Origin of the sequence: Cognatundibacterium rivi, from assembly GCF_018139565.1 — a bacterium.
GTDB classification, from domain to species: domain Bacteria; phylum Pseudomonadota; class Gammaproteobacteria; order Burkholderiales; family Burkholderiaceae_D; genus Undibacterium; species Undibacterium rivi.
The window spans coordinates 34,382-61,093 of record NZ_JAGSPK010000006.1; the positions used below are offsets into that span (position 1 = coordinate 34,382).

General features: G+C 48.8%; 22 protein-coding genes. 11 read left to right on the plus strand and 11 right to left on the minus strand.

Annotation, left to right across the window (positions count from 1 at the left end):
- Positions 1-40 precede the first annotated feature (40 nt).
- The 6 genes from bioF to KDM87_RS15235 all read left to right on the plus strand — a co-directional run bounded on the left by bioF (position 41) and on the right by KDM87_RS15235 (position 6,878).
- Positions 41-1,252 carry an 8-amino-7-oxononanoate synthase gene (bioF, locus tag KDM87_RS15210; RefSeq protein WP_212680219.1) on the plus strand — a complete coding sequence of 404 codons (1,212 nt, stop codon included), beginning with the start codon at positions 41-43 and terminating at the stop codon, positions 1,250-1,252.
- Positions 1,252-1,950, plus strand: coding sequence for a dethiobiotin synthase (bioD, locus tag KDM87_RS15215; RefSeq protein WP_212679887.1), 699 nt, complete (start codon positions 1,252-1,254; stop codon positions 1,948-1,950). Before bioF ends, bioD begins: the two co-directional genes overlap by 1 nt.
- Before the next feature lie 10 nt (positions 1,951-1,960).
- Positions 1,961-2,989 carry a biotin synthase BioB gene (bioB, locus tag KDM87_RS15220; RefSeq protein ID WP_186884249.1) on the plus strand — a complete coding sequence of 343 codons (1,029 nt, stop codon included), beginning with the start codon at positions 1,961-1,963 and terminating at the stop codon, positions 2,987-2,989.
- A gap of 96 nt (positions 2,990-3,085) precedes the next feature.
- Entirely contained in the window at positions 3,086-5,089 is a 2,004-nt protein-coding gene (locus KDM87_RS15225) for an acetyl/propionyl/methylcrotonyl-CoA carboxylase subunit alpha (RefSeq protein ID WP_212679888.1), read from the plus strand.
- Positions 5,090-5,173: 84 nt separating this feature from the next.
- Positions 5,174-5,917, plus strand: coding sequence for a pyridoxine 5'-phosphate synthase (locus KDM87_RS15230; protein ID WP_212679890.1), 744 nt, complete (start codon positions 5,174-5,176; stop codon positions 5,915-5,917).
- Positions 5,918-5,963: 46 nt separating this feature from the next.
- Positions 5,964-6,878, plus strand: coding sequence for a hydroxymethylglutaryl-CoA lyase (locus tag KDM87_RS15235; RefSeq protein WP_212679892.1), 915 nt, complete (start codon positions 5,964-5,966; stop codon positions 6,876-6,878).
- Between the two features lie 165 nt (positions 6,879-7,043).
- Here the strand turns inward: KDM87_RS15235 and KDM87_RS15240 are convergent, their stop codons facing one another.
- From KDM87_RS15240 to KDM87_RS15290, 11 genes are all read right to left on the minus strand, one after another.
- Positions 7,044-7,979: a 5'-nucleotidase gene (locus KDM87_RS15240; RefSeq protein WP_212679894.1), complete on the minus strand. Its 936-nt coding sequence runs from the start codon at positions 7,977-7,979 to the stop codon at positions 7,044-7,046.
- An 81-nt stretch (positions 7,980-8,060) separates the two neighbouring features.
- Positions 8,061-9,083, minus strand: a complete 1,023-nt coding sequence (locus KDM87_RS15245) for a hypothetical protein (protein ID WP_212679896.1) — start codon at positions 9,081-9,083, stop codon at positions 8,061-8,063.
- Between the two features lie 72 nt (positions 9,084-9,155).
- Positions 9,156-9,386, minus strand: a complete 231-nt coding sequence (locus KDM87_RS15250) for a hypothetical protein (protein WP_212679898.1) — start codon at positions 9,384-9,386, stop codon at positions 9,156-9,158.
- 594 nt (positions 9,387-9,980) lie between these two features.
- Positions 9,981-10,709: a tetratricopeptide repeat protein gene (locus KDM87_RS15255; RefSeq protein ID WP_212679900.1), complete on the minus strand. Its 729-nt coding sequence runs from the start codon at positions 10,707-10,709 to the stop codon at positions 9,981-9,983.
- A gap of 139 nt (positions 10,710-10,848) precedes the next feature.
- Positions 10,849-11,358 (minus strand): nuclear transport factor 2 family protein, encoded by a 510-nt coding sequence (locus tag KDM87_RS15260; protein ID WP_230407821.1) that lies wholly within the window; start codon positions 11,356-11,358, stop codon positions 10,849-10,851.
- A 45-nt stretch (positions 11,359-11,403) separates the two neighbouring features.
- Positions 11,404-12,033, minus strand: a complete 630-nt coding sequence (locus KDM87_RS15265; RefSeq protein WP_212679902.1) for a glutathione S-transferase family protein — start codon at positions 12,031-12,033, stop codon at positions 11,404-11,406.
- Positions 12,034-12,203: 170 nt separating this feature from the next.
- Positions 12,204-12,632: a VOC family protein gene (locus tag KDM87_RS15270; RefSeq protein ID WP_212679904.1), complete on the minus strand. Its 429-nt coding sequence runs from the start codon at positions 12,630-12,632 to the stop codon at positions 12,204-12,206.
- Positions 12,633-12,698: 66 nt separating this feature from the next.
- On the minus strand, positions 12,699-13,415 hold the full coding sequence (locus KDM87_RS15275) for a hypothetical protein (protein ID WP_212679906.1): 717 nt from the start codon (positions 13,413-13,415) through the stop codon (positions 12,699-12,701).
- 468 nt (positions 13,416-13,883) lie between these two features.
- The gene (locus KDM87_RS15280) at positions 13,884-17,909 is read right to left on the minus strand and encodes a DEAD/DEAH box helicase (protein WP_212679908.1); all 4,026 of its coding nucleotides are present in this window, start codon (positions 17,907-17,909) and stop codon (positions 13,884-13,886) included.
- Positions 17,896-19,716 carry a phospholipase D-like domain-containing protein gene (locus tag KDM87_RS15285; RefSeq protein ID WP_212679910.1) on the minus strand — a complete coding sequence of 607 codons (1,821 nt, stop codon included), beginning with the start codon at positions 19,714-19,716 and terminating at the stop codon, positions 17,896-17,898. The genes KDM87_RS15280 and KDM87_RS15285 overlap by 14 nt, the downstream gene beginning before the upstream one ends.
- A complete protein-coding gene (locus KDM87_RS15290) occupies positions 19,709-20,995 on the minus strand; it encodes a hypothetical protein (protein WP_212679912.1) in 1,287 nt (428 codons plus the stop codon). The genes KDM87_RS15285 and KDM87_RS15290 overlap by 8 nt, the downstream gene beginning before the upstream one ends.
- A 1,002-nt stretch (positions 20,996-21,997) precedes the next feature.
- Between KDM87_RS15290 and KDM87_RS15295 the strand changes: the two genes are divergently transcribed.
- The 5 genes from KDM87_RS15295 to KDM87_RS15315 are packed head-to-tail and all read left to right on the plus strand — an operon-like array spanning position 21,998 to position 26,652.
- Positions 21,998-22,630: a hypothetical protein gene (locus KDM87_RS15295; protein ID WP_212679913.1), complete on the plus strand. Its 633-nt coding sequence runs from the start codon at positions 21,998-22,000 to the stop codon at positions 22,628-22,630.
- The gene (locus KDM87_RS15300; protein ID WP_212679915.1) at positions 22,627-23,298 is read left to right on the plus strand and encodes an ABC transporter ATP-binding protein; all 672 of its coding nucleotides are present in this window, start codon (positions 22,627-22,629) and stop codon (positions 23,296-23,298) included. Before KDM87_RS15295 ends, KDM87_RS15300 begins: the two co-directional genes overlap by 4 nt.
- Positions 23,295-24,524, plus strand: coding sequence for an ABC transporter permease (locus KDM87_RS15305; RefSeq protein ID WP_212679917.1), 1,230 nt, complete (start codon positions 23,295-23,297; stop codon positions 24,522-24,524). The genes KDM87_RS15300 and KDM87_RS15305 overlap by 4 nt, the downstream gene beginning before the upstream one ends.
- Before the next feature lie 14 nt (positions 24,525-24,538).
- Positions 24,539-25,330, plus strand: coding sequence for an outer membrane lipoprotein-sorting protein (locus KDM87_RS15310; protein ID WP_212679919.1), 792 nt, complete (start codon positions 24,539-24,541; stop codon positions 25,328-25,330).
- Positions 25,285-26,652, plus strand: coding sequence for a hypothetical protein (locus KDM87_RS15315; RefSeq protein WP_212679920.1), 1,368 nt, complete (start codon positions 25,285-25,287; stop codon positions 26,650-26,652). Before KDM87_RS15310 ends, KDM87_RS15315 begins: the two co-directional genes overlap by 46 nt.
- The last annotated feature ends 60 nt before the right edge of the window (positions 26,653-26,712 follow it).

Consider the following 26,712-nt stretch of genomic DNA (forward strand, 5'->3'; position numbering starts at 1 on the left):
GAATGACAAGAGCGGCAATCTGCGGATTGCTGCTGCCAGAATGCCGCTGTTGCAAACCTTGCGTGATGACCTCGATGTGCTGGAAGCACAGCATCTGATCCGTCGTCGTCGCACCGTAGAAACACCGTGCGCACCGAATGTACGTGCCGATGGCAAAGACTACGTCGCCTTTTGCAGCAACGATTATCTGGGGCTGGCGGCACACCCGCTGGTAACGCAGGCTTTGCAAAAAGGTGTCAGTCTGTATGGCGCAGGCAGCGGTGCATCGCATCTGATCAGCGGCCACAGTCGCGCGCATGCGAATCTGGAACAGAAGCTCGCAGAATTCATGGCACCGAATATCGATCAGGCGCGTGCTTTGTATTTCTGCACCGGTTACATGGCGAATCAGGCCGTGATCACTGCGCTGGCAGGCAAAGATGCTGCCGTGTTTTCAGAAGAACTGAACCACGCTTCGCTGATCGATGGTGTGCGTTTATCGCGTGCTGCAACCCAGGTGTTCGCGCACCGCGATTACGCCGCGCTGGAAGCCATGCTGAAAAATTGTACGAGCAAAAAACGTATCGTCGTCACCGACAGCGTCTTCAGTATGGATGGCAATATCGCCGATATTCCTGCCTTGCTGGCTTTATGCGAACAATACGATGCATGGCTGATTGTGGATGACGCACATGGCTTCGGCGTGCTGGGTGAACATGGTCGCGGTGTGCTGGAACATTTCAATCTGCGTTCACCGAATCTGGTCTACATGGGCACACTCGGTAAAGCCGCTGGTGTCGGCGGTGCGTTTGTCGCAGCACATGAAACCGTGATCGAATGGCTGATACAAAAAGCCCGTGCCTATATTTTCACCACCGCCGCCGCACCCGCGCTGGCACATGCGCTGCTGACCAGCATCGATATTATTGCCGGTGAAGAAGGGCAGCAAAGACGCGCGCATCTGAACAAGCTCATACACATGTTCCGCCACGGTCAGGATTTAAAAGTCTGGCAAGGCATGCCGTCTGACACCGCGATTCAACCGGTGGTTATCGGCAAAAATGATGCGATGCTGGCAGTTGCCGGCAATCTGCTGGATCAGGGTTACTGGGTCGGGGCGATACGTCCGCCAACGGTACCGCTCGATACAGCGCGTCTGCGCGTCACCTTGTCTGCCGCCCATACGGAAGTGCAGGTGCTGCAACTGGTGCAGGCGATTAACCGTCTGGATCAGATGCATTATGTCGCGCAGTGTTTTGCGGAGGTGGCCTGATGTCTGCGTTGCGTCCGCATGATTATTTTGTGACCGGTACTGACACCGAAATTGGCAAGACCCTGGTCAGCAGTGCTTTGCTGCTGGCTTTGTCACGACGCGGCACGCGTAGTTTGGGGATGAAACCCATCGCGGCTGGTGCAGTATTACAAGATGGCGTCTGGCATAACGACGATGTCGATAGTCTGGTGCAGGCGTCCGACGTAAAAGCACCGCAACACATCGTTTGTCCGTATCTGATGCAGACACCAGCAGCGCCGCACATCGTGGCGCAACGCGAACAGATCGATATTTCGCTGCCGCAGATTGTGGATGCTTATCAACAGGCGATGCAGCTCGCTGATGCCGTGATCGTTGAAGGTGTCGGTGGTTTCTGCGTGCCGCTGGATGACCGCCATGACACCGCAGATATGGCGCAGGTATTGAATCTGCCAGTGATTATGGTGGTTGGCATACGCCTCGGTTGTATCAACCATGCGCTGCTGACGGCGCAAGCAATCGCCGCCCGTGGTTTGCGACTGGCGGGCTGGGTCGCAAATATTGTCGATGCGCAGATGTTGTATCCCGATGAAAATATCGCCGCTCTGCGTGATCGTTTATCCGCGCCGCTGCTGGGATGCATTCCGCGTCTGAACCTTGAGGATACGCAGAAGGCACATGCTGCCGCTGCATATCTTGATCTGAATTTTTTGAAGTAAAGGAAGTTTTATGCAAGCCAATGACACTCAGCAACACGCCGTACAGTTTCAAGCGCCCGTCAAAAAAATCGAAGCCGAAACCTGGCCGGTCGATGATGTGCTGGCGCTGTTTGATTTGCCATTCAACGATCTGATGTTCAAAGCACAGACCGCGCATCGCGCCAATTTCCCGGATGGCGATGTCGAGCTGGCGACGCTGTTATCGATCAAGACCGGCGGTTGCGAAGAAGACTGCGGCTACTGTCCGCAAGCCGCGCGTTACGACACAGGCGTCGAAGCAAAAAAAATGCTGGACGTGCGCGAAGTGCTGGACGCCGCCAAAGCCGCCCGTGAAAACGGCGCGACCCGTTTCTGCATGGGCGCAGCATGGCGCTCACCAAAAGACCGCGACATGGAAAAAGTTGAAACCATGGTGCGTGAAGTGAAAGCCATGGGTCTGGAAACCTGCGCCACGCTGGGCATGCTGAAAGAAGAACAGGCACAACGTCTGGCTGATGCCGGTCTCGATTACTACAACCACAATCTGGATACCGCACCGGAGTTTTACAGCAATGTGATTTCCACCCGCGACTATCAGGATAGGCTCGATACGCTGGGTCATGTGCGCACCGCTGGTCTGAAAGTCTGCTGCGGCGGCATCGTCGGTATGGGCGAATCACGCCGCCAGCGCGCGGGCTTAATCGCACAGCTGGCAAATCTGAATCCGTATCCTGAATCAGTGCCGGTCAATCATCTGGTGCAGGTTGAGGGCACGCCATTGCACGGGCTGGATCCGCTTGATCCGCTGGAATTCGTGCGCACGATTGCGGTGGCCCGTATCACCATGCCGAAAGCGCGCGTCCGTTTGTCCGCAGGTCGTCGTCAGATGGGCGAAGCGGTGCAGGCAATGTGCTTCCTGGCTGGCGCGAATTCGATTTTCTACGGCGATAAATTGCTGACGACAGAAAATCCCGAAGCTGCGGATGACCGTGTGCTGCTGGATAAATTAGGTTTGAAAACCCGTGGCAAAGTCGAAGCAAAAGCGGGTAGCTGCAGTTAAATAATTTAAAAAATACAGCCGATACACGCCGTACGCCATGCTCCCGCCTGTCTGACAGGCTTGTATCTGCTACTCCAAAAATAAGGACAACGAGACATGTTCACCAAAATCCTGATCGCCAATCGCGGCGAAATCGCCTGCCGTGTCGCTGCAACTGCACGCCGCATGGGTATTAAGACCGTCGCCGTTTATTCGGAAGCGGACGCCAATGCCAAGCATGTCGCGGTCTGCGATGAAGCCGTGCTGATTGGTCCGGCTGCCGCCAAAGAAAGCTATCTGTGTGCTGACAAAATCATCGCAGTGGCATTAGCGACGGGCGCACAGGCGATACATCCGGGTTATGGTTTCTTGTCTGAAAACAGTGAATTTGCCGAAGCCTGCGCTAAAAACGGCATTGCTTTTATCGGCCCGCCAGCCTCTGCGATTCAAGCAATGGGCAGCAAATCGGCAGCAAAATCGCTGATGGAAAAAGCCAATGTGCCGCTGGTGCCCGGCTATCACGGCGACAATCAGGATGCCGATTTTTTGCAGAATGAAGCTGACCGTATCGGTTATCCGGTCTTGCTGAAAGCCAGTGCCGGTGGTGGTGGCAAAGGCATGCGCGTGATTGAACACAGCAAGGATTTCAAAGAGGCGCTGGCGTCCTGCAAACGCGAAGCGATCAATTCTTTTGGCGACGATAAAGTGCTGGCAGAAAAATATCTGCAACGTCCGCGCCATATCGAGATTCAGGTGTTTGCCGATACCCACGGCAATTGCGTGTATCTGTTTGAACGCGATTGCTCGGTACAGCGTCGTCATCAGAAAGTATTAGAAGAAGCACCGGCACCCGGCATGACGCCGGAACGCCGCGCCGCTATGGGCGAAGCGGCGGTTGCTGCTGCTAAAGCCGTTGGTTATGTCGGCGCAGGCACCGTTGAGTTCATCGCTAACCAAGACGGTTCTTTCTATTTCATGGAAATGAATACGCGCTTGCAGGTAGAACATCCGGTCACAGAAATGATCACCGGCACCGATCTGGTCGAATGGCAATTGCGTGTCGCAGCCGGTGAAGTCTTGCCACTGCAACAGGAACAATTGCAGATACACGGCCATGCGATAGAAGCGCGCGTGTATGCGGAAAATCCTGAAAAAGGTTTCCTACCTTCCATTGGTACTTTGCGTCATCTGCACACGCCTGCAGCAGTGAATTTTGAACTCGGTGGCAGCGCAGAGCCAGCAGGTTTCCGCATCGACAGCGGCGTGCGCGAGGGCGATACGATTTCGCCGTTTTATGATCCTATGATCGCCAAAATGATCGTCTGGGGCAAAGACCGCACCGAAGCACTGGCACGCATGGCGCAAGCCTTGTCGCAATACCAGATCGTCGGTTTGTCATCGAATATCGCCTTCCTGTCGCGCCTGATTGCCAGCGACGCCTTTGCCAACGCCGATCTTGATACTGGCCTGATTGCGCGTAACGAAGCACAGTTATTTCCAGCAGCGCAACCCGCAGCGGCAGATGTGATTGCACTGGCGGTGGTGTCGCTGCTGTTGTCTGAAAAATCCGGCGGCAGTGACCCCTGGCAGAGCAGCCACGGCTGGCGCATGAACAGCCTGATGCAGCGCAGCTTGCAGTTCGCTGAAGAACATCACCAGCACCGCGTGCAGCTCACGTATCTGGCCGATGGCTGGACATTACGCACCGACAGTGGTGCGGTAGAGATAAAGCTCGCGTCTGCAAGTGCTAGCGGCGGCAACGATCTGGTATTGAAAATCGCAGACCGCACCGTCAGCGGCACCGTGGTGCGCGATGGTGAACACTTCCACGTGTTCAGCCAGGGTGTGCATACCGATCTGCATTACAGCGATGCACTTGCCCATGCCGGTGAAACCGAAGCCGAAGGCGGTCGCCTGACCGCACCGATGCCGGGCAAGATCGTCGCCGTGTTGGTCGCCAAAGCTCAGGAAGTCAAAAAAGGCGATGCGCTGCTGATTATGGAAGCCATGAAAATGGAACACACGATCTCCGCCCCGCACGATGGCGTGATCGACGACGTGCTGTATGCGATCGGTGATCAGGTCACCGAAGGCGCGCAGCTATTGGCATTTGCGCAGTAAGTCAGTCCAGCCGGTACTTTTTTCGTGTTTCACGGAACAGACCGGCTGGAGCATTGAGTATGTAAATTTTTTGCAGGTGAAGTGATGACCCTACTCTCGATCAATATTAACAAGATTGCTTTGCTCAGAAATTCGCGCGGTCGCAATTATCCTGATGTCGATGCGTTTGCTGCGCGTTTTCTCGATCTCGGCGCGGCGGGCATCACACTGCATCCGCGCCAGGATCAACGCCATGCGCGTTATTCTGATGTCGAAAGTCTGGGGCAGTTGTGCCAACAGCGCGGTGCAGAATTGAATGTCGAAGGTTATCCGGCAGCGGACTTTATGGAAGTCGTGTATCGCTACCGCCCCGCGCAATGCACGCTGGTGCCGGATGCGCCGGATCAGCTGACTTCCGATCACGGCTGGGACATGCGCAAAGATGCCGCCTTATTGCAGCCAGTGCTGGCGGGCTTAAAAGCCGCTGGCATCCGCAGCAGCCTGTTTGTGGATGCCGGTATCAGCGATGCCGATCTGGCGCTGGCAAAACAAATGGGTGCTGATCGCGTTGAGTTATATACCGAGCCGTATGCCGAAACCTATGGCACAGCGCAAAACGATGCCGTGTTGCAGACCTTTGCCGACACTGCTTTGCGTGCGCAACGCGCCGGTCTGGGGGTGAATGCAGGGCATGATCTGAACCTGCAAAACCTGGGCAAATTTTTGCAGATCAAAGGCATACTCGAAGTCTCCATCGGCCACGCCGTGATCGTTGAAAGCCTGGAACAAGGCATGGACAATGTCACACGCCAGTATCTCGACATCATCCGTCGCGCAGCGCAGGCATAAGCGCACGCATAAGCCATCCACAGACTATGCAGGCAAAGGAAAACAGATGAACACATCACTACCGCAACAAGTCAAAATCGTTGAAGTCGGCCCGCGTGACGGCTTGCAAAACGAAAAAGAAAGCATCCCTGCCGATATTAAAATCGAACTCGTGAATCGCCTCACTGCAGCTGGTTTTGCAAACATCGAAGCGGCCTCTTTTGTGTCGCCCAAATGGGTACCGCAGATGGCGACTTCAGCCGAAGTCATGGCAGGCATCAGCCGCAAACCCGGCGTGATTTATTCGGTGCTGACGCCGAACATGAAAGGCTTTGAAGCCGCACTCGCTGCCGGTGCTGATGAAGTTGTGATTTTCAGCTCCGCCTCTGAAGCCTTTGCGCAAAAAAATATTAACTGCTCGATAGAAGAATCGATAGAACGTTTTCGCGATGTCGCGCTGGCGGCCAAGCAAAATAACATCCGTCTGCGCGGCTCCATCAGTTGCGCTTTCGGCTGCCCGTATCAGGGCGAAGTCGCACCTGCCAGCGTCGCCGATGTCGTGCGCCGCCTGCGCGATCTGGGCTGCGATGAAATCGACATCGCCGACACCATCGGCGTCGGCACTGCAAGACAAGTGCAACAGGTGATGCAACTCGTCGCGCAGGAATTCCCGCTGCACAATTTATCCGGCCATTTTCATGACACTTACGGCCAGGCGCTGGCGAATATTTACGCCAGCCTGGAAGTCGGCATCAGCATCTTCCATTCCAGCGTCGCTGGCCTCGGCGGCTGCCCGTATGCCAAAGGCGCCACCGGCAACGTCGCCACCGAAGACGTGCTGTTCCTGATGCAGGGATTAGGTATCCATACCGGCATTGATCTGAATGCCGTGGTCGACGCCGGACAATTCATCTCCACCCACCTCGGCCGCAAAGCCGTCAGCCGCGCAGGCAATGCGATTGCGGCGAAGCGGGCGGGGTGAAATAGAGGGCGTGCTGCTGATGGGTGAGGAAATCAGCGGCACGTAAGCCGCTGTAAATTGATCCGGTAGATAAACAGCCCGTCGAAGGCTGCTAGCGAACCTTGGATCATCTGAGATTTTCTAATCTTAACTATTAAACGTTGGAGCTGGTGTACCTGTCAGCACTCATTTTGGGACATTTGTTATTCCGAATGGAATATGAACGGACGGTGCGACTTCACTAGCCGTTGCCAAGTGGCGAGATTGGTCGTCGAAAAAGATGTGCGGTTGCAGAACATCCAGCACAAGTTTTTTCTCTACCCCTCCTAAGAAAAATGCGTCATTAGCCATTACTCCCCAGCTCTTCAGTGTGTTGATTGCTCTTTCATGTGATGGGGCGTTTCTGGCCGTAACAATAGAAACACGCAGGCGGTTTTTGTAGGTTGGTTCTACCTTTCGTTTAGTTTCCTCGGCTTGCTGTATCTTTGATACGCGAAGTAAAAACTCCTTTAGCGGCCCTCCGCCATGTGGCTCCATTACATTCGCTGTTTCATGTTCATGGAATTTTTCTAGATTGCCATGCTGCATTACCGTTTCGGAGACATCATCAGCAATGACTCCATCAAAGTCAAAAGCAATCCTCAGAGTTTTGTCAGTTGGGTCATCAATCTTCTTTGATTCCATGACGTAGCCTGCTGGAAATCCCTTTGCAAGTGCTTCTAAAACATCGTTCTTGTTGGAGGAAAGAAACAAAGAAATATTTAAGGCAGGAATGTAGGCATATGGGGACATTCCCTGTTGAAATATTGCGCGGGTAATCCCGAGACTATGATGTTCAATAGATTTCATGACGCGTAATCCGGTGTCAGGATCGTTGCGCGAGAGCAGAACAACCTCAACCAATGGTCCCGCTTCTTCGTTGCTTAGATCATTTAGTGAGAGCAGTCGCTTTATAAATGAGAACGCCATGCCCTCAGAAAGAGGATTATCCTTATTTTCCTCTTGATACTTTCTGTACTTTTCTTCACCTTCAGTGCGAAATACTTTGTCAGACTCTGAAAGATCAAACATTGCGCTAGATGCGACACCGACTACCAGTCTATCTTTTAATTCGTATGCCATAAGACCTTTCTATGAACGTTAGACGGTGTTAACACGAAGCATTCACTCGTATCGAAGCACCGGTAAGAAATTCCATTGTGCTTATTCTAGGTATGATTTTGGATTGTCAGAAAACTCGACCTCAAGCGAGTTTGCGCGTGCCCACATGAATACGGTCGGAACCATCCAAACTACTAAGCCAAATACTACAAGTGCACCTAGACTTTCGTTCGGTATAATTTTTCCTTTATTGCTAGAAATGCTGCTTGATATCGCCATAAAAAGGGCAAGTAGCGCGAGTTCTATTACAACAATAAAAACGGAATTTGAGTGTTCTCGTAGGTGCGTGTATGTGTCGCGAACATCCCTCGCATTTTTCATTCTTCGAGCTTTAAATAGCTTTGCATAAAAGGAAAAAAATGCTTCCTTTTCGTGTAATAGCCGGTATAAAACTGTGTATTGCCCAACAAGTATCCAAAATGCAGGCATGGAAAGAATCCACCATCTTTGCGCTGACTCACTAAGTCCTTGTCCAAGATAGCCAAAGATGCGTCCAACGGCACCCCAAAAAAACAGAAGCCAAATAAATGTGAACAATGGAAATACTAAGCGCGGATGGGTTTTTTCAATAGGATTGTCATTTTTTATTAGTGTGGCGAACATCAATACGCAAGAAAAAGCTACTGCTAGCCACTCGCACGTAGGCCTGTTACCAATAATTTTTATGCCACCAAATGCCAGAACTATTATACATAGTGAAATCCATGCAAACCAAAAGTGGCGTGAGTGTCCATCTAACCAGCCTTTGCGGTAGCGGCCAGCATGCAAGACTGTAATTGGCGTACTTGCTATATAACAAAACCCTAGACCTAAAATCGCGACAAGTGCAGTAATTGCACTCCAATCTGGTTTTCCATTTGAAGCATTGGTGGTAGACAGATGGTTTATGAGCCTGTCAAATGTGCCCGTTTGAAGGCCAAAAACTACGATGCAGGTGCAGCCAACGATGAAGCCGATAAAATATCGTACCAAATAAGATTCCCACCATCTTGTGCTGGGAACCTCGGCAGTTTCATTCTTTGCACTACTCGCCAAATTTGTCACTGATCTCAGTTGATGTTTCATGGGGAATGTCCTTAGCATCTAGACACAAATGGTAATTCTGCGCGCGAATAAAATTATAGGGTTCGAGTTCGTTTAATTAATCCGCCTCAGACGGAAGCCTTTGCCTTGCATGCATAACTTTAGAAGTTCTGCCTGTTCTGCTGCGGGAGTTTTATTTAGTCGAATTTGGTAGTTGCATTCAGAGAGAGCATCTGTACGTTGGTGATCAGATGCACCTTCCTTAACATAGTTATAGCGTGCAGGTTCTGTTGCACACCCGAAAATGCTAAAAGTAACGGCAATGACAAGAAGTGTTTTTTTCATTTCTATTTTAGATGGTAGTAATTGATGGGAAATTTCTAACGGTGCTTTATATAAACTAATCACTCGCACCAAATTCGACGTGTATTGGAGGTTTTGGAGGATAAATGAAAGCAAAGCGTCCTATAGAGAGTGTGCCTTATTTATGATCTAAAAGGCAAGCTTCTTGCTCGTTATTGTTTAGTGTTGGTGGATTGCGATGCGCTGCTATTAATTATTGTCTCGCCCTACGTTTATAACGTGCCAGATTTTCAATGTTATCTATTATGTGGAGTATGTTCCAATACGTGTCGACTCTGATTTGGCTACGTAACGTGAACCTGTTCAGGTACTTTGTTTTTTGAGTAGATTACCAACTTCAGGTTAACTCCGTTCATGTATTGAGGGTTTGTCGTCGACCTGCAGTGCTATCGATACTGTGTTTTATTTTTTATCAGCGTGATAAGACGTAATTGTTCTTTTTTGGCAAAAAAAGGGGAGTATGTGCCAAAATCGCCTCAATCTCTTAATAAAACAAAGGGGTTTTAAATATACCCCACCCAGTATATTTTCGGCTCTGGAGGGCAAAAAACTGGCATGAATGGGGCAATGCGGGTCTCAGTGTTCCAGCGATGTCAGTAATTTGGGGACGGCGGAAACGCCGCTGCGGGCGAGTGCGGTGAGTGGGGTGACGCCGGTGTACCATGATGCGCGTATGACGTTGGCGGCGGTTTTTTCTTCCGGCGAGAGTCGGGCTTCAACGCTGGTGATTCTTTCTTTTAACTGCGGCGTCACTTGCGGCGTTGCTTCTTTGAAGAGCAGCAATAGCGCGTAGCCGGTCGCCAGATCGGGCGTATCGTCGCGGCTCAGGTAATGCGCGAGCTGGCCGGTGGCGGCGATGTTTGTTTGTCGTGAAGCACGTTCCAGCCAGAGCGCGGCATTGCGGATGTCGCCTTTTTTAATCAGATGCAGGGCGATATCTGATTGCGCCAGATCGTAACCAGCTTCGGCAGCGCGCAGTTTGTATTTCCATGCGAGTTCTTCGTTCACTTCCACTGTGCCGGGAAACTGCCCGGCGTAATAGCAACCGGTTTTATACGATGCCAGTAAGCTGCCTGCTTCGGCGGCTTCCAAAAAATAACGAAACGCGCTTTTGCTGTCGCGCGCGGTGCCGATGCCGTTTTGGTAGAACATGCCGAGGTTGTATTTCACTTCCGCATTGCCGCTGGCAAGCTGCTCGTGCAGTTTTTTGAACATGGTATCGTCAGACAGATCAGCCGCGCTGACGCCAGCAACGCCGCAGCAAAGAAATGCAAGTATCGTCAGGCGTGATGCCAGTGTGCGCATAGTCGAGTGACTCCGTAAGAAGTTAACAATGAGTGAGGATAAAGTGTTGATGTTTGCAGGTGTCGTCGCGCTTCGCTATCACGCTGCATGGATATCAGCATTCGGCGTTTCGCGTTCGGTGTTCAGCATTGCGCTATGATTAGCGCCCCATCAGCGTTGCGCCATCCCAGTGTTCATCTGCTTTGCCATCTACAAAACGCCACATGTCAAACCAGGTGGTGGTGTAACTGCGGCCGGGGTCTTTTTCATCTTTCATTTCGCGCACGAAAGCGACCGTGACCAGATCATTTTCGGCAACGACCGATACCACCTTGCTTTGCATCTTCGCTGGTATCGGTGTTGGCTTTACTTTTCTGACGTCAGTAAAATAACTGACCACTGCTGCTCTGCCATTGGCGGCATTGGGATTATGTTGAATATAGCGTTCCGTCAGATAGCGATCGGCCAGTTCCCAGTGATTTGCTTCGAGTAAATCTTTGACGATGTGATAGGCCGCCTGTTTATTCCTATCCAGTGCCGGGTCATTGCTGTGAAACAGCGCTTCAGGATCAGCAGCGGCGCGCACCGCTTCTTGCGCCATACCGTCGTTTGGCACTGCGCAGGATGCAGCGGTGAATGTGGCTGCGAGCAATATTGAAATGAAACGCATGAGAATTTTCCTGTGTAAAAAAGAGGGAAGGTTTGTCGCTGAATCTTACTTCACGTAAGTGCCATCACCATGCGGCGCGGCGCGAAATTCCGGCAATGCTTCAAGCGCTTGCGAATACGCGGCCAGACCTGGGAAGTTTGCTGTCGGCACGTTTTCCGGAATCATTTGCTGCGTGAAATGCCAGGCTACACCGATGGTGATGCCCGCCTGACTTACCGTTGCACTGGTGTGCGCCAGCGGCGTGGCAGCTAGTGCTGATTCCAGTTCCGTGTAGGCGGCGAGCACCTGCTCTGAAATCCGGTTCAGCCAAGGTTCGTGCAGTTTTTCTGATGGACGGAGATTGCGTTCATAAACGATCTGCACACTTTTCTCGGTGGCGGCCAACGCCAGGCCAATCAGATGCAGCTCGTGCTGCAAGCCTTGCACATCGGCAGGAAGCAGTGTGCGTGGCCGCGCAAGCGCTTCTGCATACTGAAGAATCAGCGTCGAATCCATGATCACGCTTCCGTCATCACAAACCAGCGTCGGCGCTTTGACGACAGGATTGATCCGTTGAAATTCAGCGTAACCGCGAAATACCGATAACGATTGGTGCTCAAATTCGATACCGAGCAATTGCAGTGAGATCGCCACCCGGCGAACGTAGGGTGAATCAAGCATGCCTATCAGTTTCATGGTTACTCCTGTGATGACGTCGGTATTGCAATGGTATTTCGACGGTGTTTCGATATGGTTTCGATGCTGCTACCCGAGGCAAAAGCCTTTTGGTTTTGTCATCGGCAAAGGGCAAAGATCTTGGCTTTAAATGCTGGAATAAATTCTGATGTATTCAACGGCTGCCGTGTTTAGAAAGTGATCACCACAGACGCTGAGCTGCGGCTTGCTTCACCGTGAAACACCGCTTCGATATTGTTGCCGTCGGGGTCCACGACGAAGGCCGCGTAGTAACCGGGATGGTAAGCGCGCTCTCCGGGAGCGCCGTTGTCTTTGCCGCCATGCGCGAGTGCAGTTTGGTAAAAGTGATCGACCATGTTTCGATCTTGCGCCTGAAATGCCAGGTGATGGCGACCAGTCAGCACACCCAGCGCAGCCGGGCTATCAATGGAAGTCACGAATAATTCGTCTGCCCAGAAGTAACCGTCGCCAGTGCCTCCCATCGGTACATTCAGCGCTGCAAAAATGGCGGCATAAAAAGTTTGGCTCGCAGAAATGTCTTGCACGACCAATTGAATGTGATCGATCAGCCGACCTCGATGTAGTTTTTGCGTTTCCATAAATACCCTTAGTGATAAATCCAGCGCTTTGCGCGAAGTATGCGCGGCATTCTCCGGATTGAATTGTTAACGGCCTGATTTCGACGCATTCGCTACTGCTTCATCAAGCTCTTTTTTGAGTACACCCGATTCAGTGACACGACGCTTTTCAACTATCCCGGCGACACGCGTATGTTGTTGAATGTTTGAAGTCAGCGACCATTTCGCCGCTCCTTTCATCATCAGCATGTTCGTGCTGCCCTCTGTGCCTTTTTTCGGCGCTGGTCTGGCCAGAACATCAATGATTTTATTGACGGCAACTTCATTTCCTGTCGCGCTGAAAACTGCCCACAACATATCCAGATCCGCCGGGCTTGCGGGCTCTTTTGATAAAGGATCGTAGCGAGTGGTGCCCATGATTTTCTGGATGTCACTGTCAGACAAACCCAGCTGCGTTTGAACGCACTGCTCTGCGGCGGGAATATTGGAATTGTAAAAGGCCCATCCGATGTAGGCTTTGCCGGTCGAGGAGACCGTCGCAAGGTCTTCGCACCATAGACTGCCTTTATCCGGATTCATTTTCAGAATTTCGGTCGTGAAGATCATCAGCGGAAAGCGTGCTGATGGTTTTTCGAATGCTCCCGCCACCGCCGCATCATGAAGCCATTTTGTGAATTGGTCTGGTGCAGGCTTCTCGTAATAATGCGACATCCATTCCCCAATATGCTGCAAGCTTTCCTGTGCGTGCGCAACGCTGCATAAGCAGAACAGAGAGATAGACAACAATTTGAACAGTTGTGACATTGTGCGATAACCTTTTGTGTGTATGCTAGGTCTTTGTATAAAGACCAAAATTTTTTTAGTCGCGTCATGCAATTTAGAAGAATCGCCACGCGATATAAAAACTGGACGGAAATTCCCTGTTTTTTATCAACTTCGTGCCGCGGAAATAAAGCGGTTTTATTTGGGCTAACATGGCCATGGTGATCGCTCGATGTTTCCCCGCTCATTTGTAAAACAGGACGTTCAAGCACGTGACTTAGTTTTGTATAGAATTTATTCTAAAAAAAATGGCTTAATTTTGAATGATTTTCGACACGTTGAGCAGAATTAAGGTTTGTCTATTTGTGAAAATCAAAAAACTATTTTTGAGCAAAAACAATAAATTACTACATCGAGCGCGTTGATTCAGCCCTCGCGATATTAGTTTGCCGGTTGCAAGTACGAATTTAGGGATTGCTATTTATCGCGAACACCGATATTGCACTCACATTAAATTACCACAGGAGGTAACATCATATTTTCCGCAGTTGTCCTGGCGACATTGAACTGAAAAACATCATTGAGCAGTTGTTCTTGAGCGAGTTTCGAAATATATGACACCCATCCATCACGGTTGCTGTAGATCTCCATTTCATCAACAGATAAAACTATACATATTCTTCGATATTGCTTCCCATCTCGATGATCTGCATATGCGTAATTGAAGTGCGGAGTATTTATTCCAAATGTAAAACCATTCTTTTCAAGCCAGTTAGCATAATCATTCGACATGGATCCCCAAATATCTTTTAGGTCATTCGATACCACCCTTACATTTGCTGCTTTACCGGAAATGAATATCTTGATTTTCTTTAATTCATTTGGACCGTTTAGGCCTTCAAGACTATAGCCAATTTGATATTTTCCGTATGAAGGATAAGAAAATATTTTTGAAACTGTAGAAATTTTTCCATCTTTAACAATCTTATCAAACGAAGATATTTTCCATTCGTCATTTTCTCCCAATTCATTATTGATAGCTTTATTTAAATCTTCGCACCACTGTTTTGCACGACAAAGAATATCTATTGCTTCACTGGTATTCATTTCACAAATTCCTGAAATTGGAGCACGGTAAACATTACCTTCATCATCTTGTCCCTCGAGTAACTTCCATTGATTTCTGTCTGTCCAGTGCGCTAATAAGTGGGCAACCTTGTTCTTTACTTTGTTATCCCAGGAAAACTCCTGCACTAAGGGAAAAACCAACATTAAATGCCGATCATGTATTGTGGCCCATCCAAAAGGTAGGCTTTTATTGATTCGACTCGCGATAGTCTCGGCATCAATATTCTCACCTGTGAGATCGTCTAAGCTACAAACAACAGAAGCAATTACAAAATGATCTCCCCATCGGAGGAAATGGACGTTCTGGCCCCGTGATTGAAGACTCTCAAGAGGGTGTGGAACGCGGTGTCGTCTTATATGCGTATTTCTCTCAAGGTTAAAATCAAAACCATCACAAATGTCTTTTGGAGAGCTCCCAGATATTTTTTTATCAGCGTTAGTCCAGAAGTTTTGAACCATCGATATCCTCAGCTCACTTCCCAATGGAACGTACAAAGTCCGAGTTGTTTTCCATTGTTTCCGACTTTCGAACGTATCAAATACCATTTTATCGCTGATATTCCAAACAGCATTTCTAGTCTTTTTTTCTCTCTCCCATTCAATTGCAACTACCCCGAGTTCTCCAATCATTCGGCACGCCACATACTTAAATTCCCCCGATTCAAACTTCTGCGCTATTTGATGCATATTACGCATAGCAGCAGACCATAGCCTAAGGTTTGACGAGTTTTCATCGCGCCATTCAGTTCCTATTGAAGGATAAGCAGGAGTGGATGGAAGAATGGGCTCGAACTGTTGCAGCTTTGAAGGATTAACGATACCGATTTCTTTTGAATCGTCACATTCACCAGTTTCCTTCGATGGAATTATAGAAAAGAGCGAATCAATAACCTTCTTTCTGTTGATCGCTTTCATTACCTGGCGCTCATCGAGTGTTTTCGCCAGATACGGGAAACCTACGCGAAGCTTATAGGCATCGTTTGAAAGAATTTTCCTTTCAAATAGGCTGTCGGCTCGCTCCACTCTACCAATTCTTTGTTCGAGATCGCCGCTATTCCAAGCGATTCCATAGTGCGACACTCGATCACAGAATAAATGCAAATTTACTCCTTCACGAAGTACGTCAGTACAAATGAGTACGTTCGGAAAAATCGGGAATTTGAATTGAGGAACGACATTGACATCCTTACGGCGCCCAGATCGCCTCGCAACGGGTGACAATCCAGCAAAGTAACTCGCAACACGTTCTGCTATTTCTGTATAAGAGTTGTTGGTACCGCTACCCTTGAAACACTTATTGACGATAGTATCGAAGTGGATAAACCAATCTCGCAACTTTACTTTTGTATTACAAAAGTAATCCGCTAAGCCACTTGGAGGATTCTCTAGTTTTTCAATCCAGCTTTTCACATAACCACTTCTGCTTTTTTGTCGTAATATATCCAGATCAACCAGAATATCCGTGAATCGAAATGAGTGCGCAATACAGCGTCGTAAAACTAACTCTTTATTTGAATCCTTTTCAAAGGTCTTATATTCATCTGCTGTAATTTCAAGCGCTTTTAACAGCCCATGCCAAAGTGCCTTGTCGTTGTCGTCCATTTCACTGCTTGTTGTAAGCAAGAAGCGAAGAGTACTAGTTTCAATCTTACCGAGACTATTTCGATACTTGGTTAGGCGACCAAGATGCCCTTTGACAGAAGATAGTGCCTTGAAATACGGTAGATCCTTAGCATTTCCAACGATCTCATTCTCTTGATACTCATTTTCGATATTTCCTTCGGAATCATCCTGTTCATCAGGAGGTAATCCCCAGTAAGAACGCGCATCCTCTCCCGTCATCAATGAGATACGTGCATCTAGAATTCGCTGAAATTCATGCAAGAGTCGATCTGCGAGTTCATCCACAGTAGCAATGCGCCGGACAAAGACAAGTTCTTTGGTGCAGGATCCCAATGCTAAGCAATCACGAGCGAGATCATTAACAACGTGATCAATTTTTGCGTGAGGCAGCCCAAGCGGAGCGGCTCCATTACTGACATCTTGAATTGCTTTGAAGCTTTTACCCAAGGTCTCCAAGTATTTTTCGTCAATGGGTTCGCCATTATTTGTCTTTGCGCTTTCTTCTAACGTGCTATCTGTATCGCCATTAGTCTTTTTTGTAGATTTACCACCTGAACTCTCAATTGATGCCCTTACAGATTCATTGCAAGAGATCTCCCCCATTCGGAATTTATTATTTTGACCGTCAAGTAACTCAACCAATTTCTTTTGTATCGCTGCAAAAGTTAGCGCATACATTGCACCTTTGTCTTCGGCAAACATATCAACTGGTATTTGCTTGAAGTCACGATATTGTTGTTTTCCCTGACTATTGAAAGTTCGCTCACGACGAACCATCCATTGAGAAACCGACTGTCTGAATTCAACATTATTTTGTTCATTTCGTCCAATTCTAATCGGCTTTACTTCGGTACTGTTTTTATCTACAAGCAGGCTATTGAGTTGTTCAATATCACCGACATCACGATGAGCAGGCGTGGCACTGAGGAACAAGTGACGGCAACCCTTCTGGTATAGATGACTACCAAATATTGCTCTCATTGAATCATTGCGTGTGGCATCGGTTCTTAAGTATTGAGCCTCATCCCAAACTATTAGATCGGGTGAAAAAGTATGTATTAATTTGGTGATTTTATTGATGTAAATTTTCAAAAATAATTCAGATGCATCATCAAGGGATAACTCGTCTTTAGTATTATTTCTGTAGGGGGATATATCGTCGTCATTTATGTAGCAACCAATTGAATTCATGACTTTTCTGAACTCATTGACGAGAACATCAAAAGTTACACATGCTTCTTTGTTATCCTTAAAAGCATCCCAGTCAAATACGCGAAGTGGCAGCGAAAATGATGGGTATCGCAATAGATAAACCGTAGATTGCGATGAAATAAGATGCGCAGCAAAATCATTCAGACTTTCACAAATTTGTGGTTGAACCCTTGACTCAAAACTTTCATTATCATTGGAATCGATGCGGTATGTTTTAAGATTTGCGTCGATCCCTTCAGGGCAAAATTTATTCTGAAAAAAGCTATGCCAGTCTGAGCTCCACTGCTTTTGCATTTCTTTGCCAGGACAAAGAATGATTATTTTCGCGTTCGGTTTCAGATAATGGAGTAGTGCAACAACTCCGAGTGCCTGATAGGTTTTCCCCATACCAACTTCATCAGCCAAATAGGCAAAACGAAGCTTTTCATTACAAAGCGTATTCCAGAGGTGGAAGCAACCGACTGTTTGCAGCTCATTCAAATTCTGGTTTTTTTGGGGGTCATAAAACTGCACTAAATTTGTGATGTCTTCCCGGCTGAAATAGTTCCATGGAGTTGGTTTACTTGCATTCATAACCTAGCTCCTTATTTATCCAACTCAACAAGTTCTCTGGCGTTATTTCATAATCTTGCATCGTCTTATCGTTCTGCAAAATTTTCCTGAGGTCCTGGTCTAAACTCTTTTGGAGCGCTCTGAATAATTCAAATTTTCTCAATTGAGTCTTCGGTAAGTTTCTAGCAAGATCCATTACCTCTTGAAACATAAGCCATTGTTGCACACGATTTTTCACCTCTCCGTCTTTGATCGCCAATAGGATTTCCTGCAGCGTATCCGATAATTCTTCATATTTCCAACCTGGGATTTTTGATGAGTCAGATCTACAAAAACTCTTTTTCAAATGATAGAAAGACTGATACATGCCATACATATCAAATTCGTATTCTTCATATGTTTGCATGAGGTCAATATCATCAGCGTCTACCTCATAGTCCAATTGATCATCCACGTCTGACATATCTGAGCCTCGAGGAGCATCGCCGCCATTAGAAATTTTATGGCGCAGCATATCCTCAAAGATTTTGTCTAAATGTCGTTTGGGACGATAACCAAGCTCTACGTCATTGCCATTACATGGAATGATCATACCGGTCATAAATTGGGACTCTTCCGTGTCTTCCCACATAACACGAAAAACTCGTGCAACTGCGGCGTCCTTTTCGAACGGTATTTCATCTTCAAAATCGATAACCTGATTTAACCGTATGCCAGCAAGTTGTAGCTGCCAAGATTTACAACGACTTTTATTGTGAATATGGAGAGAAACCTGATAACTACGTTTTTCATAATCAGCGATGATTAATACATCTAATGGTGCTGGTTTTATACCTTCTTCATATTCAGGTTCGATATTCCAGTTTTTTAGCGGTTCCGATAAAACTTGAGGTTGTGGATAGTCTTCAAATAACAACATAGCTTCTATATTATTTTTACTATGAAGTGCTTGCATCGTGCAATTAGCCGAACCAATTGCCATATAGTTGGCCCAAAAATAAGCTTTGGCATGTCGAAATGATTCTTCACCCTTTATGGCACAGACTTGAATGGTGGAACCCTCAAGTTTCTCTGGGGGCACGGGAAAGTTGTAACCAAGGTTACCCAATGCAGGATAACAATGTACTTTGACTTTAGACCGAAAAGTATTAATCGCATCTTCGCTCCAATATGGAGAATAGATTTGGATATCACCCGACAACCGTGGCTCGAACATTCGCTCAAATAGAGTTCCTCTATTTTTTGAAGGATATTGCAAGAATAGTTTGGGACTATCTTCTTTACCAGAAATCCTTTGAAGTATGTCGATTCCCGATTGCAATTCTGTATGATTTAAGTACCTGTAAAATCCAAGCAATTCTTGAGCATTTTCTTGGTTGACCTCAACCCAAGCTGGCATCTCGATATTGCTACCCCATCCAGATAGCGTCATGTTTCCACTACTGACCATGACCGTCGCTTTCGGATTTTGTTTTGCGTCAAATCCTGACAGAACGATTATTTTGGCGTGGAAAAAGCCATTTTTCTGATGTTTAGGTAGAAAGGAATAGCGTATCCCTCCTCCAGAAGCTCCCTGCATGACAGCCTGGTCATAGGCGACTACAACTTTCATTTTTTTTAGTGGGTGAAACATATCTCGAGAGAGAGCATCAAGACTTTTGGTTTTCAGATCATCCACTGAAAAGCCACATATAAGTGGTAGCACGTTCTTTTCAAAAAAACCAGGATCGAAATTGAACGTCGTTAGTAGGACATGAGCAATGTTGCCATCATCAAAGGATTTAACCATGCTCTCAAGGCAATTACGCATAGTCACCATTTCAACCATGAGAAACTTTCATACGAGATTGCAGATCGACATACAAACCCATTTGAGCGTCCAAGAAGTAACCATTTCGCCATATTTCCGGTGACTCGGTCCAGTTATCTTGTGAATCGTTAAGCAATGCAGCAATCACCATATCGCCATCCACTTGCACAACAGGCGACTTTCCTCGAGACTTACAAATAGACAAATAGTGGTTGGATAGTAAAGCTAAAATAAATCCGCGATAGTTTTTTTTACTTAATTCTTCTGCTAGATGTTTTAGTTGATTAAAGCGTGGACTACTCATCCCAATGTGAATAAAGTTCTGACAAACTTCGCTCAAACGATTTGGTGCAGTTGACGACAAACGTTCTGATAATTCTTTTATTGATGCTCTAGCCGATTTCTGCGTAAGAAGAAAGGCTGATTCAACGACTTGAAGAAAAGGCTCACAGCTCAGAATGTTCTGGCATTTATTAGCGACGTCATCATATTTATTTTCAATAGCATATTGTTGAATTGTCGATACTAATTGTCTTGGATGAATTTTTTCATCTCGCAAATCATTACTGCGTTTGAAAGCTGCTTCAATCCAGTGTTTTTGTTGTGCATCATTAATCAGATCTTTTTCCAATTCAATCCATAACTCTGCATCTGCTTTGGAAAATTGGACAAGAAAACTTCTGACCTGCTGATAGGCTAGTTCAGCTGAAATAGAATATTCTTTTGCACCCATTTCTTTCGCATGACCTTCTAGCCAACTGATCATATTTTTGTTCAAGTACCTTTTGCATAGCCTTAGGTAAGGCTCATTCAATGTTTTAAGATCACTAGCAAGAATATGTTTATTCACGCATGTGCCGCGATAATATTGGCGAAGTCCAGTACCGACAGTGCCCATTTTAGAAATACTCAATTGAAAGTCTGCACCACTTAAACTGGTTACGCCAAAACAAGGATTCTTATCCGTTTGCTTATAAAGATGGTACTCCCAAAGCCGTTCGAGAAACTTGAGGACTTTTTCATCAATTTTTTTACTACGAGTTTCCTTTGAAAGGGCATTCAAGCAAGTGTAAAGGAACAAAATTCCTTGTATCCCATCGATACGTGAAACAATAGAAGCCAGTCCTGGGATTAGTTCATGTCCAACTTGACTCCATACTGGCAAGAGCCCCAGCGGATCGCGCGTTGACTCACTCCGCAACAAATCTGAATCAGTTCCAGTGAAAAAAGGTAGTTGCATCTTCATTTTTGTCAAATTAGCTGCATTATTTAAATAGCTTTGATTACCACGATTCATACTTTTAGCTCTACTTGTGTTCTTGTGGTGAAATTAGTGGTGGCATCGATGCCTATCGAAAGTGTCCATCATCTTAGGAGAAGGCCATTTTATGCCTCTTTATGATTGATGATAACTGGCTTAATACCTAATTTCCCCTGCGATGAAGTATGTGTATTCAACGAAGTTTCAATATACGAATCGATGCGATATATTGTGTCGCATCGTTTTTACGGAAAATTCTAATTCTGACCGAGACACAGGTGAATAGACGGAGGGTGACTAATCATATTGATTGGTTCCGGTTGTTTCCCAAAAATTAGTACTATGAAAATTCAGAGTTTGTCTATGTAAGACTGTGTAGAAAAGTATTCGCCGAAACGTAAATTATCGACGTGAAAGTGATGGACCTAAGTGGTGGTATCAGCGAAGCGACCATATAAAAAAGCGTTTGGAGGATGATCTAGTCAAATGAGCAGATAATCACGGTGTCGCCCGATATCTCGTTGCGACGCGATAGATGATCGATTATCCACTTAAACCGTTGAGCTTTTGTCCCATAGCGAACTTTGCTGATAATTAATGGTGAACTAGGGGGGGCGTTGAGCTTTCCAGTATCGATCACAATGGCAGTGCCCAAGCCACCACTGTCTTCTGCAGCATGCTCGGACAAGCAAAGCACGTTTGTGTTGAGGACGTGCTTAGAGTCATAGTTGATCAATATATCTTGTAAGTTGCTTAATAGCTGATCGTGATTTCGTTTGTTGCCACACGCATTTCGGATCACTTCATTGCGACAGAATTCAGCACGCCTTCCTGTACACCAAATGCGAGTTCTTCTTTCTGAGCCGCGTTTTGCGCTTGGTTTTTGGTGTGATTCCGCGCACCGGTGCAAACCACTTACGCCATTTTGCATATCGTTCGCGACAGGAAATTGCAGATGGTCGCATTCCTGTCGCACGTCTTTATCATTCTCCTTAAGCTGGCATCTGCTGTCCCCACTTTCATTTTTAGGAGAACACGATGTCTACCAAATTTACCGCTGTTTTATTGATCAGTTTGTGCGCATCGATGCTGGCGATGCCCGACGCCAACGCGTATTCCGAAGCCGATTTTCAAACAGCGTTTCAATCTTTGCGCGCGGGTTCCGGTAATGAAGAACGTGCCGCTAAAGCATTTCAGAATTTACTGAGTACCGAGCCCGGCCAGCCTTTGCTGATGGCGTATGCGGGTTCGGCAACCAGCCGTCTGGCGGTGACGACGATCTTCCCGTGGAAAAAAATGTCGTATGCAGAAGAGGGGCTGGCGATGATCGATAAGGCGTTAATCCTTGCGGAAAAAGAACCTGCGCAGTTGCACGGCAATACCTTGCAACTCTTGGAAATCAAGCTGGTGGCTGCATCCACTTTTCTGGCGGTGCCGGAATTTATGAACCGTCATGCGCGCGGTCAGAAGTTGCTGGACGACATATTGGTTCATCCGCAGTTATCGACGGCGGATCTGGGTTTTCGTGGTGAAGTCTGGATGCGTGCCGCACGTCTGGCGCAACAGCAAAAACGGATAGACGACGCGAAAAAACTGGCGCAAGAAGTGATCCGAAATCAGGCTCCGCAAGCCGAAAAAGCGAAGCAATTATTGCAGGATTTAAGCGCATGAACGCCGTCATCGAATTACAGGGCGTGCATAAATCGTATCGCCTGGGGCAGCATCTGGTGCGTGCTTTGCGTGGTGTCGATCTGCAAGTGCAGGCGGGCGAATTGCTGGCGCTGACCGGGCCTTCCGGTAGCGGCAAGAGCACGATACTGAATCTGTGCGGGCTGATCGATCAGGCCGATCAGGGCTGCGTTGCTATACAAGGCAGAGACATTGCCCATTTTTCTGAACGTGAGTTGACGCTGCAACGACGCCAGACGATAGGTTTTATCTTCCAGAGTTTTAATCTGGTGCCGGTGATGACGGTGGCTGAAAACGTTGACTACCCGCTGTTTCTCAATGGCGTGCCGGAGGAAGAACGCAAAATCCGCGTCGCGCAACAGCTCAAAGCAGTGGGTCTGGAAGAGCATGCGCAGCACCGGCCGGATGCCTTGTCAGGCGGGCAGCGTCAGCGCGTTGCGATTGCGCGTGCGCTGATCAAGCGCCCGGCGTTAGTGATCGCGGATGAGCCAACGGCGAGTCTGGATTCTGTCACCGCCGATCAGGTGCTGGATCTGATGCGCGAGCGCGGTCAGGCTGAAGGTGCGGCGTTTGTGATCGCCAGCCACGATGATCGCTTAACCCGGCGTGCAGACCGGATTGTGCATTTACTCGACGGGAGACTGCAATGAGATTGGCACGCATTGATACAACCTGGCTGCGCTTTGCATTTCACAATGCTTTGCGCAACCGCCGCCGTTCGCTGGTGACGGTGAGTGTGGCTGCAATCGGCACCGCGGCGTTGCTGCTGGCGGGTGGCTTTGCTTATTCGACGTATGAAGGTCTGGCGCAAGCGGCCGCGCGCAGCAGCGGTCATCTGATCGTGGGCACGTCGGCGCATTTCGACAAAGAAGAAGACACGCCGCTGCAATACGGGCTGAGCGAGGTAGCGCAACTGGAAAAACACATCCTGAGTGACGCTGCGGTGCGTTATGTTTTACCACGGGTGGACTTTAGCGGGCTCATCAGTAACGGCGATAAATCCACCATCATGCTGGGTGTGGGTATTGATGCGAATGCCGAGTTCGCGGTCAAAGGCCCGTTTCTGAAAGTCGTGGCGGGCAAGATACTGGAAGACCAGAAGAGCGCAGAAATCGTGCTTGGCGAAGCCCTCGCCCGCAGTCTGAAAGCCGCGCCTGGCAGCAATCTGACGCTGATGGTCAGCACGACCGAAGGTGCGCTGAATGCGATTGATGTGAACGTCAGCGGCATCGTGACTACCGGTGTTCCGGATATTGATAAACGTCTGGTGTACACCGATATCCGCACGGCACAAAGCCTGCTGCATACCGATAAAGTCAGCAGTCTGGGTGTGTTTCTGAGCGACATGAATGCCACGCCGATGGCGCAACAGCAGCTACAAAAACAGCTGTCCGGACTGACCATACAGACATGGGAAGATCAGGCGTTTTTCTATAAATCGGTGCGCGAATTGTATAACCGCATTTTCGGTGCACTCGGCCTCATCATCAGCCTGATCGTGGTGTTTGTGGTTGCGAATGCGATGGCGATGGCGATTATTGAACGTACCCGTGAAACCGGCAGCCTGCGGGCGATGGGCACGCTGCCCGCTGAACTGATACGCAGCTTTTCTTACGAGGGCATGTTCCTCGGTGGCAGCGGTGCGCTGCTGGGCGCGGCGATGGCTCTCGCGGTGGCGCTGTTGCTGACGATGTTTCCGGTACAGATGCCACCGCCACCGGGTCGCTCTACCGGTTATCCGTTAATGATCAGCCTTGATCTGAGCATGTATGTACTGACCATCAGCGGCATGATTTTGCTGTCGATGCTGTCGTCCGCATTGATCGCGCGCCGCACACTGCAGCAGTCCGTCGTTGACGCACTGTCCCACACCTGAACCGGAAGAAAAGCATGAAAAAAAATTCCTATCCTCGCTGCGCCAGCCTGCTGAGTCTGAGTTGTATTCTGAGCCTGACCACGCTGCAGGCCAGCGCAGAATCTCCTGCACATGCCGCCGCGCCGTCTGCTGATATCAGTCAGATGATCAAAGCCACCGATCAGTTGCGCGTCGGTGGCGGCAATATGCAGGTGGAAACTGAAATCACTACGTTTCAACGTGATGGCAGTGTAGAAAAAGAACGCAAATACCGCGTTTATAGTCAGGCGCAACGCCAGTCGTTGGTATTGATGCAGAGCCCGGCTGAGAAAGGCCAGAAAGTGCTGATGTCGGGCGATGATTTCTGGATGCTGTTGCCCGGCAGCCAGCGCCCCATGCGCATCACGCCTATGCAAAAACTGCTCGGCGATGCTTCCGTCGGCGACATCGCGACCATGAACTGGGCTGAGGATTATCAGGCAACACTGGTTGCGGAAGAAAAATGCGACGATAAAGTTTGTCTGCATGTGCGCCTGAATGCCAGCCGCAAAAGCCTTGCTTATCAGCGCATCGAACTCTGGATAGGCAAGAAATTTTATGAGCCTTTGAAAGCCGATTTGTATGTGCAGTCGGAAAAACTGGCGAAGCAGGCGCGCTTTGTGATGGATAAAGCGCAGGCACCGACAGCGGTGGTGGAAATGCTGCTGGCAGATCAGATCAGCAACCACAAAGAAACCCGCATACGCTATCTGCATCGTCAGCCGAAAACCGTCCCGGAACAATGGCTGAATCCTATGTTCCTGGCGAAAAATCCGGTGCTGGAGTGAGCAGCATGCGCCCCACCCATCACACGCGGGCTTGCCTGAGTCTGTTGCTGTTTGCCGCCTTCAATTCAGCAGTGCATGCAGCGGATACCGCAACGCTTGCCGTCATGGCTGACACGAATGAGGCGACAGCGACAGCAGCGACAACTGCCGAAGACTTCAGTTACAGCGGCAACTGGCGCACGCTGCTGAACGCCGCGCAGATTAATAGTGCGGGGCCTGCCGCACTCACCGGAAAGCTTCAGCCCGGTTTAATCACGCCGGTACAAACGAGTGTGCAAAGCGAGCTGGAAATGAAAGCGCAGTACAAAAACTGGCACACCACGGCGACCCTGCACACAGAAAAATCCGACAGCAACAGCGCCCGCAATACAGGCTGGCTCAATGAGTTCTACGGCAATCTGGATCTGGGCGCATGGCAGCTGAGCGCCGGGAAAAAAATCATTGCCTGGGATGTCGGTTATGGCTTTCGTCCGAACGACGTGATTCAGCAGGAAAAACGGCGCAGTCTGATCAGCCAGACGGCGATAGGCAAACCCCTGGCGAGTCTGGATTTTTTTACCGCAGATCAGGCGCTGAGTCTGGTCTGGGTAAATCCGGCGCAGAATGACGCCATCAATAATATCGAAGAACAAGCTATTGCAGCGCGTTGGTACCAGCGCAGCGGCAACGCAGACTGGCATGCTTTTGCGCGCTATGGGAAACATACGCAAGCCAGCCTTGGTGCTGCTTTTTCGTGGGTCGCCAGCGATGCGATTGAGCTGCATGGCTCTTTGCGCGTCCAGCAAAAAGCGGCGATATTGCAGCAGACCGCATTCACCGGTTTGGCACGCAGCGCGCCGTGGCAATGGGCAATGCAGGATCAGGTCAGCCAGTTGCTGCTTGGCGCCAATCTGACCACGGAAGATCAGCAAAGCTTTTTTGTTGAATACTGGTATGACGGCAGCGCCCGCAGTCAGTCTGACTGGCGGCAGTGGCTGACGCAGAATCAGCAATTGCAAAGCATGGGCCAGCAAGCGCCCTGGCGTCTGGCGGCCGCCGCCAATCTCGCATGGCAGAATAATGCATTTAATGCCAGCAGCAATCTGCGTCGTCAGAATCTGTTTGCCCGCTGGAGCTGGCAACGTGATGCGTGGCAAACGGCGATTGATCTGTTGTGGATGCCGGAAGACGGCGGCAGGATAACGACCCTCAGTCTGGAATGGCAGGGCGACCGCTGGCACTGGCAGGCCGGTCTGCGCGTATTCAATGGCCCGCAACAAGCCATCGCGCGGCAATTACCGAATACCCATTCGGCTTACGTGTCGGCGACCTGGGCGTTCTGACGGATGCGACAGCAACTGGAGCAGATGGTGGAATGCTGACTCATGCTGACTGGTTTTTCA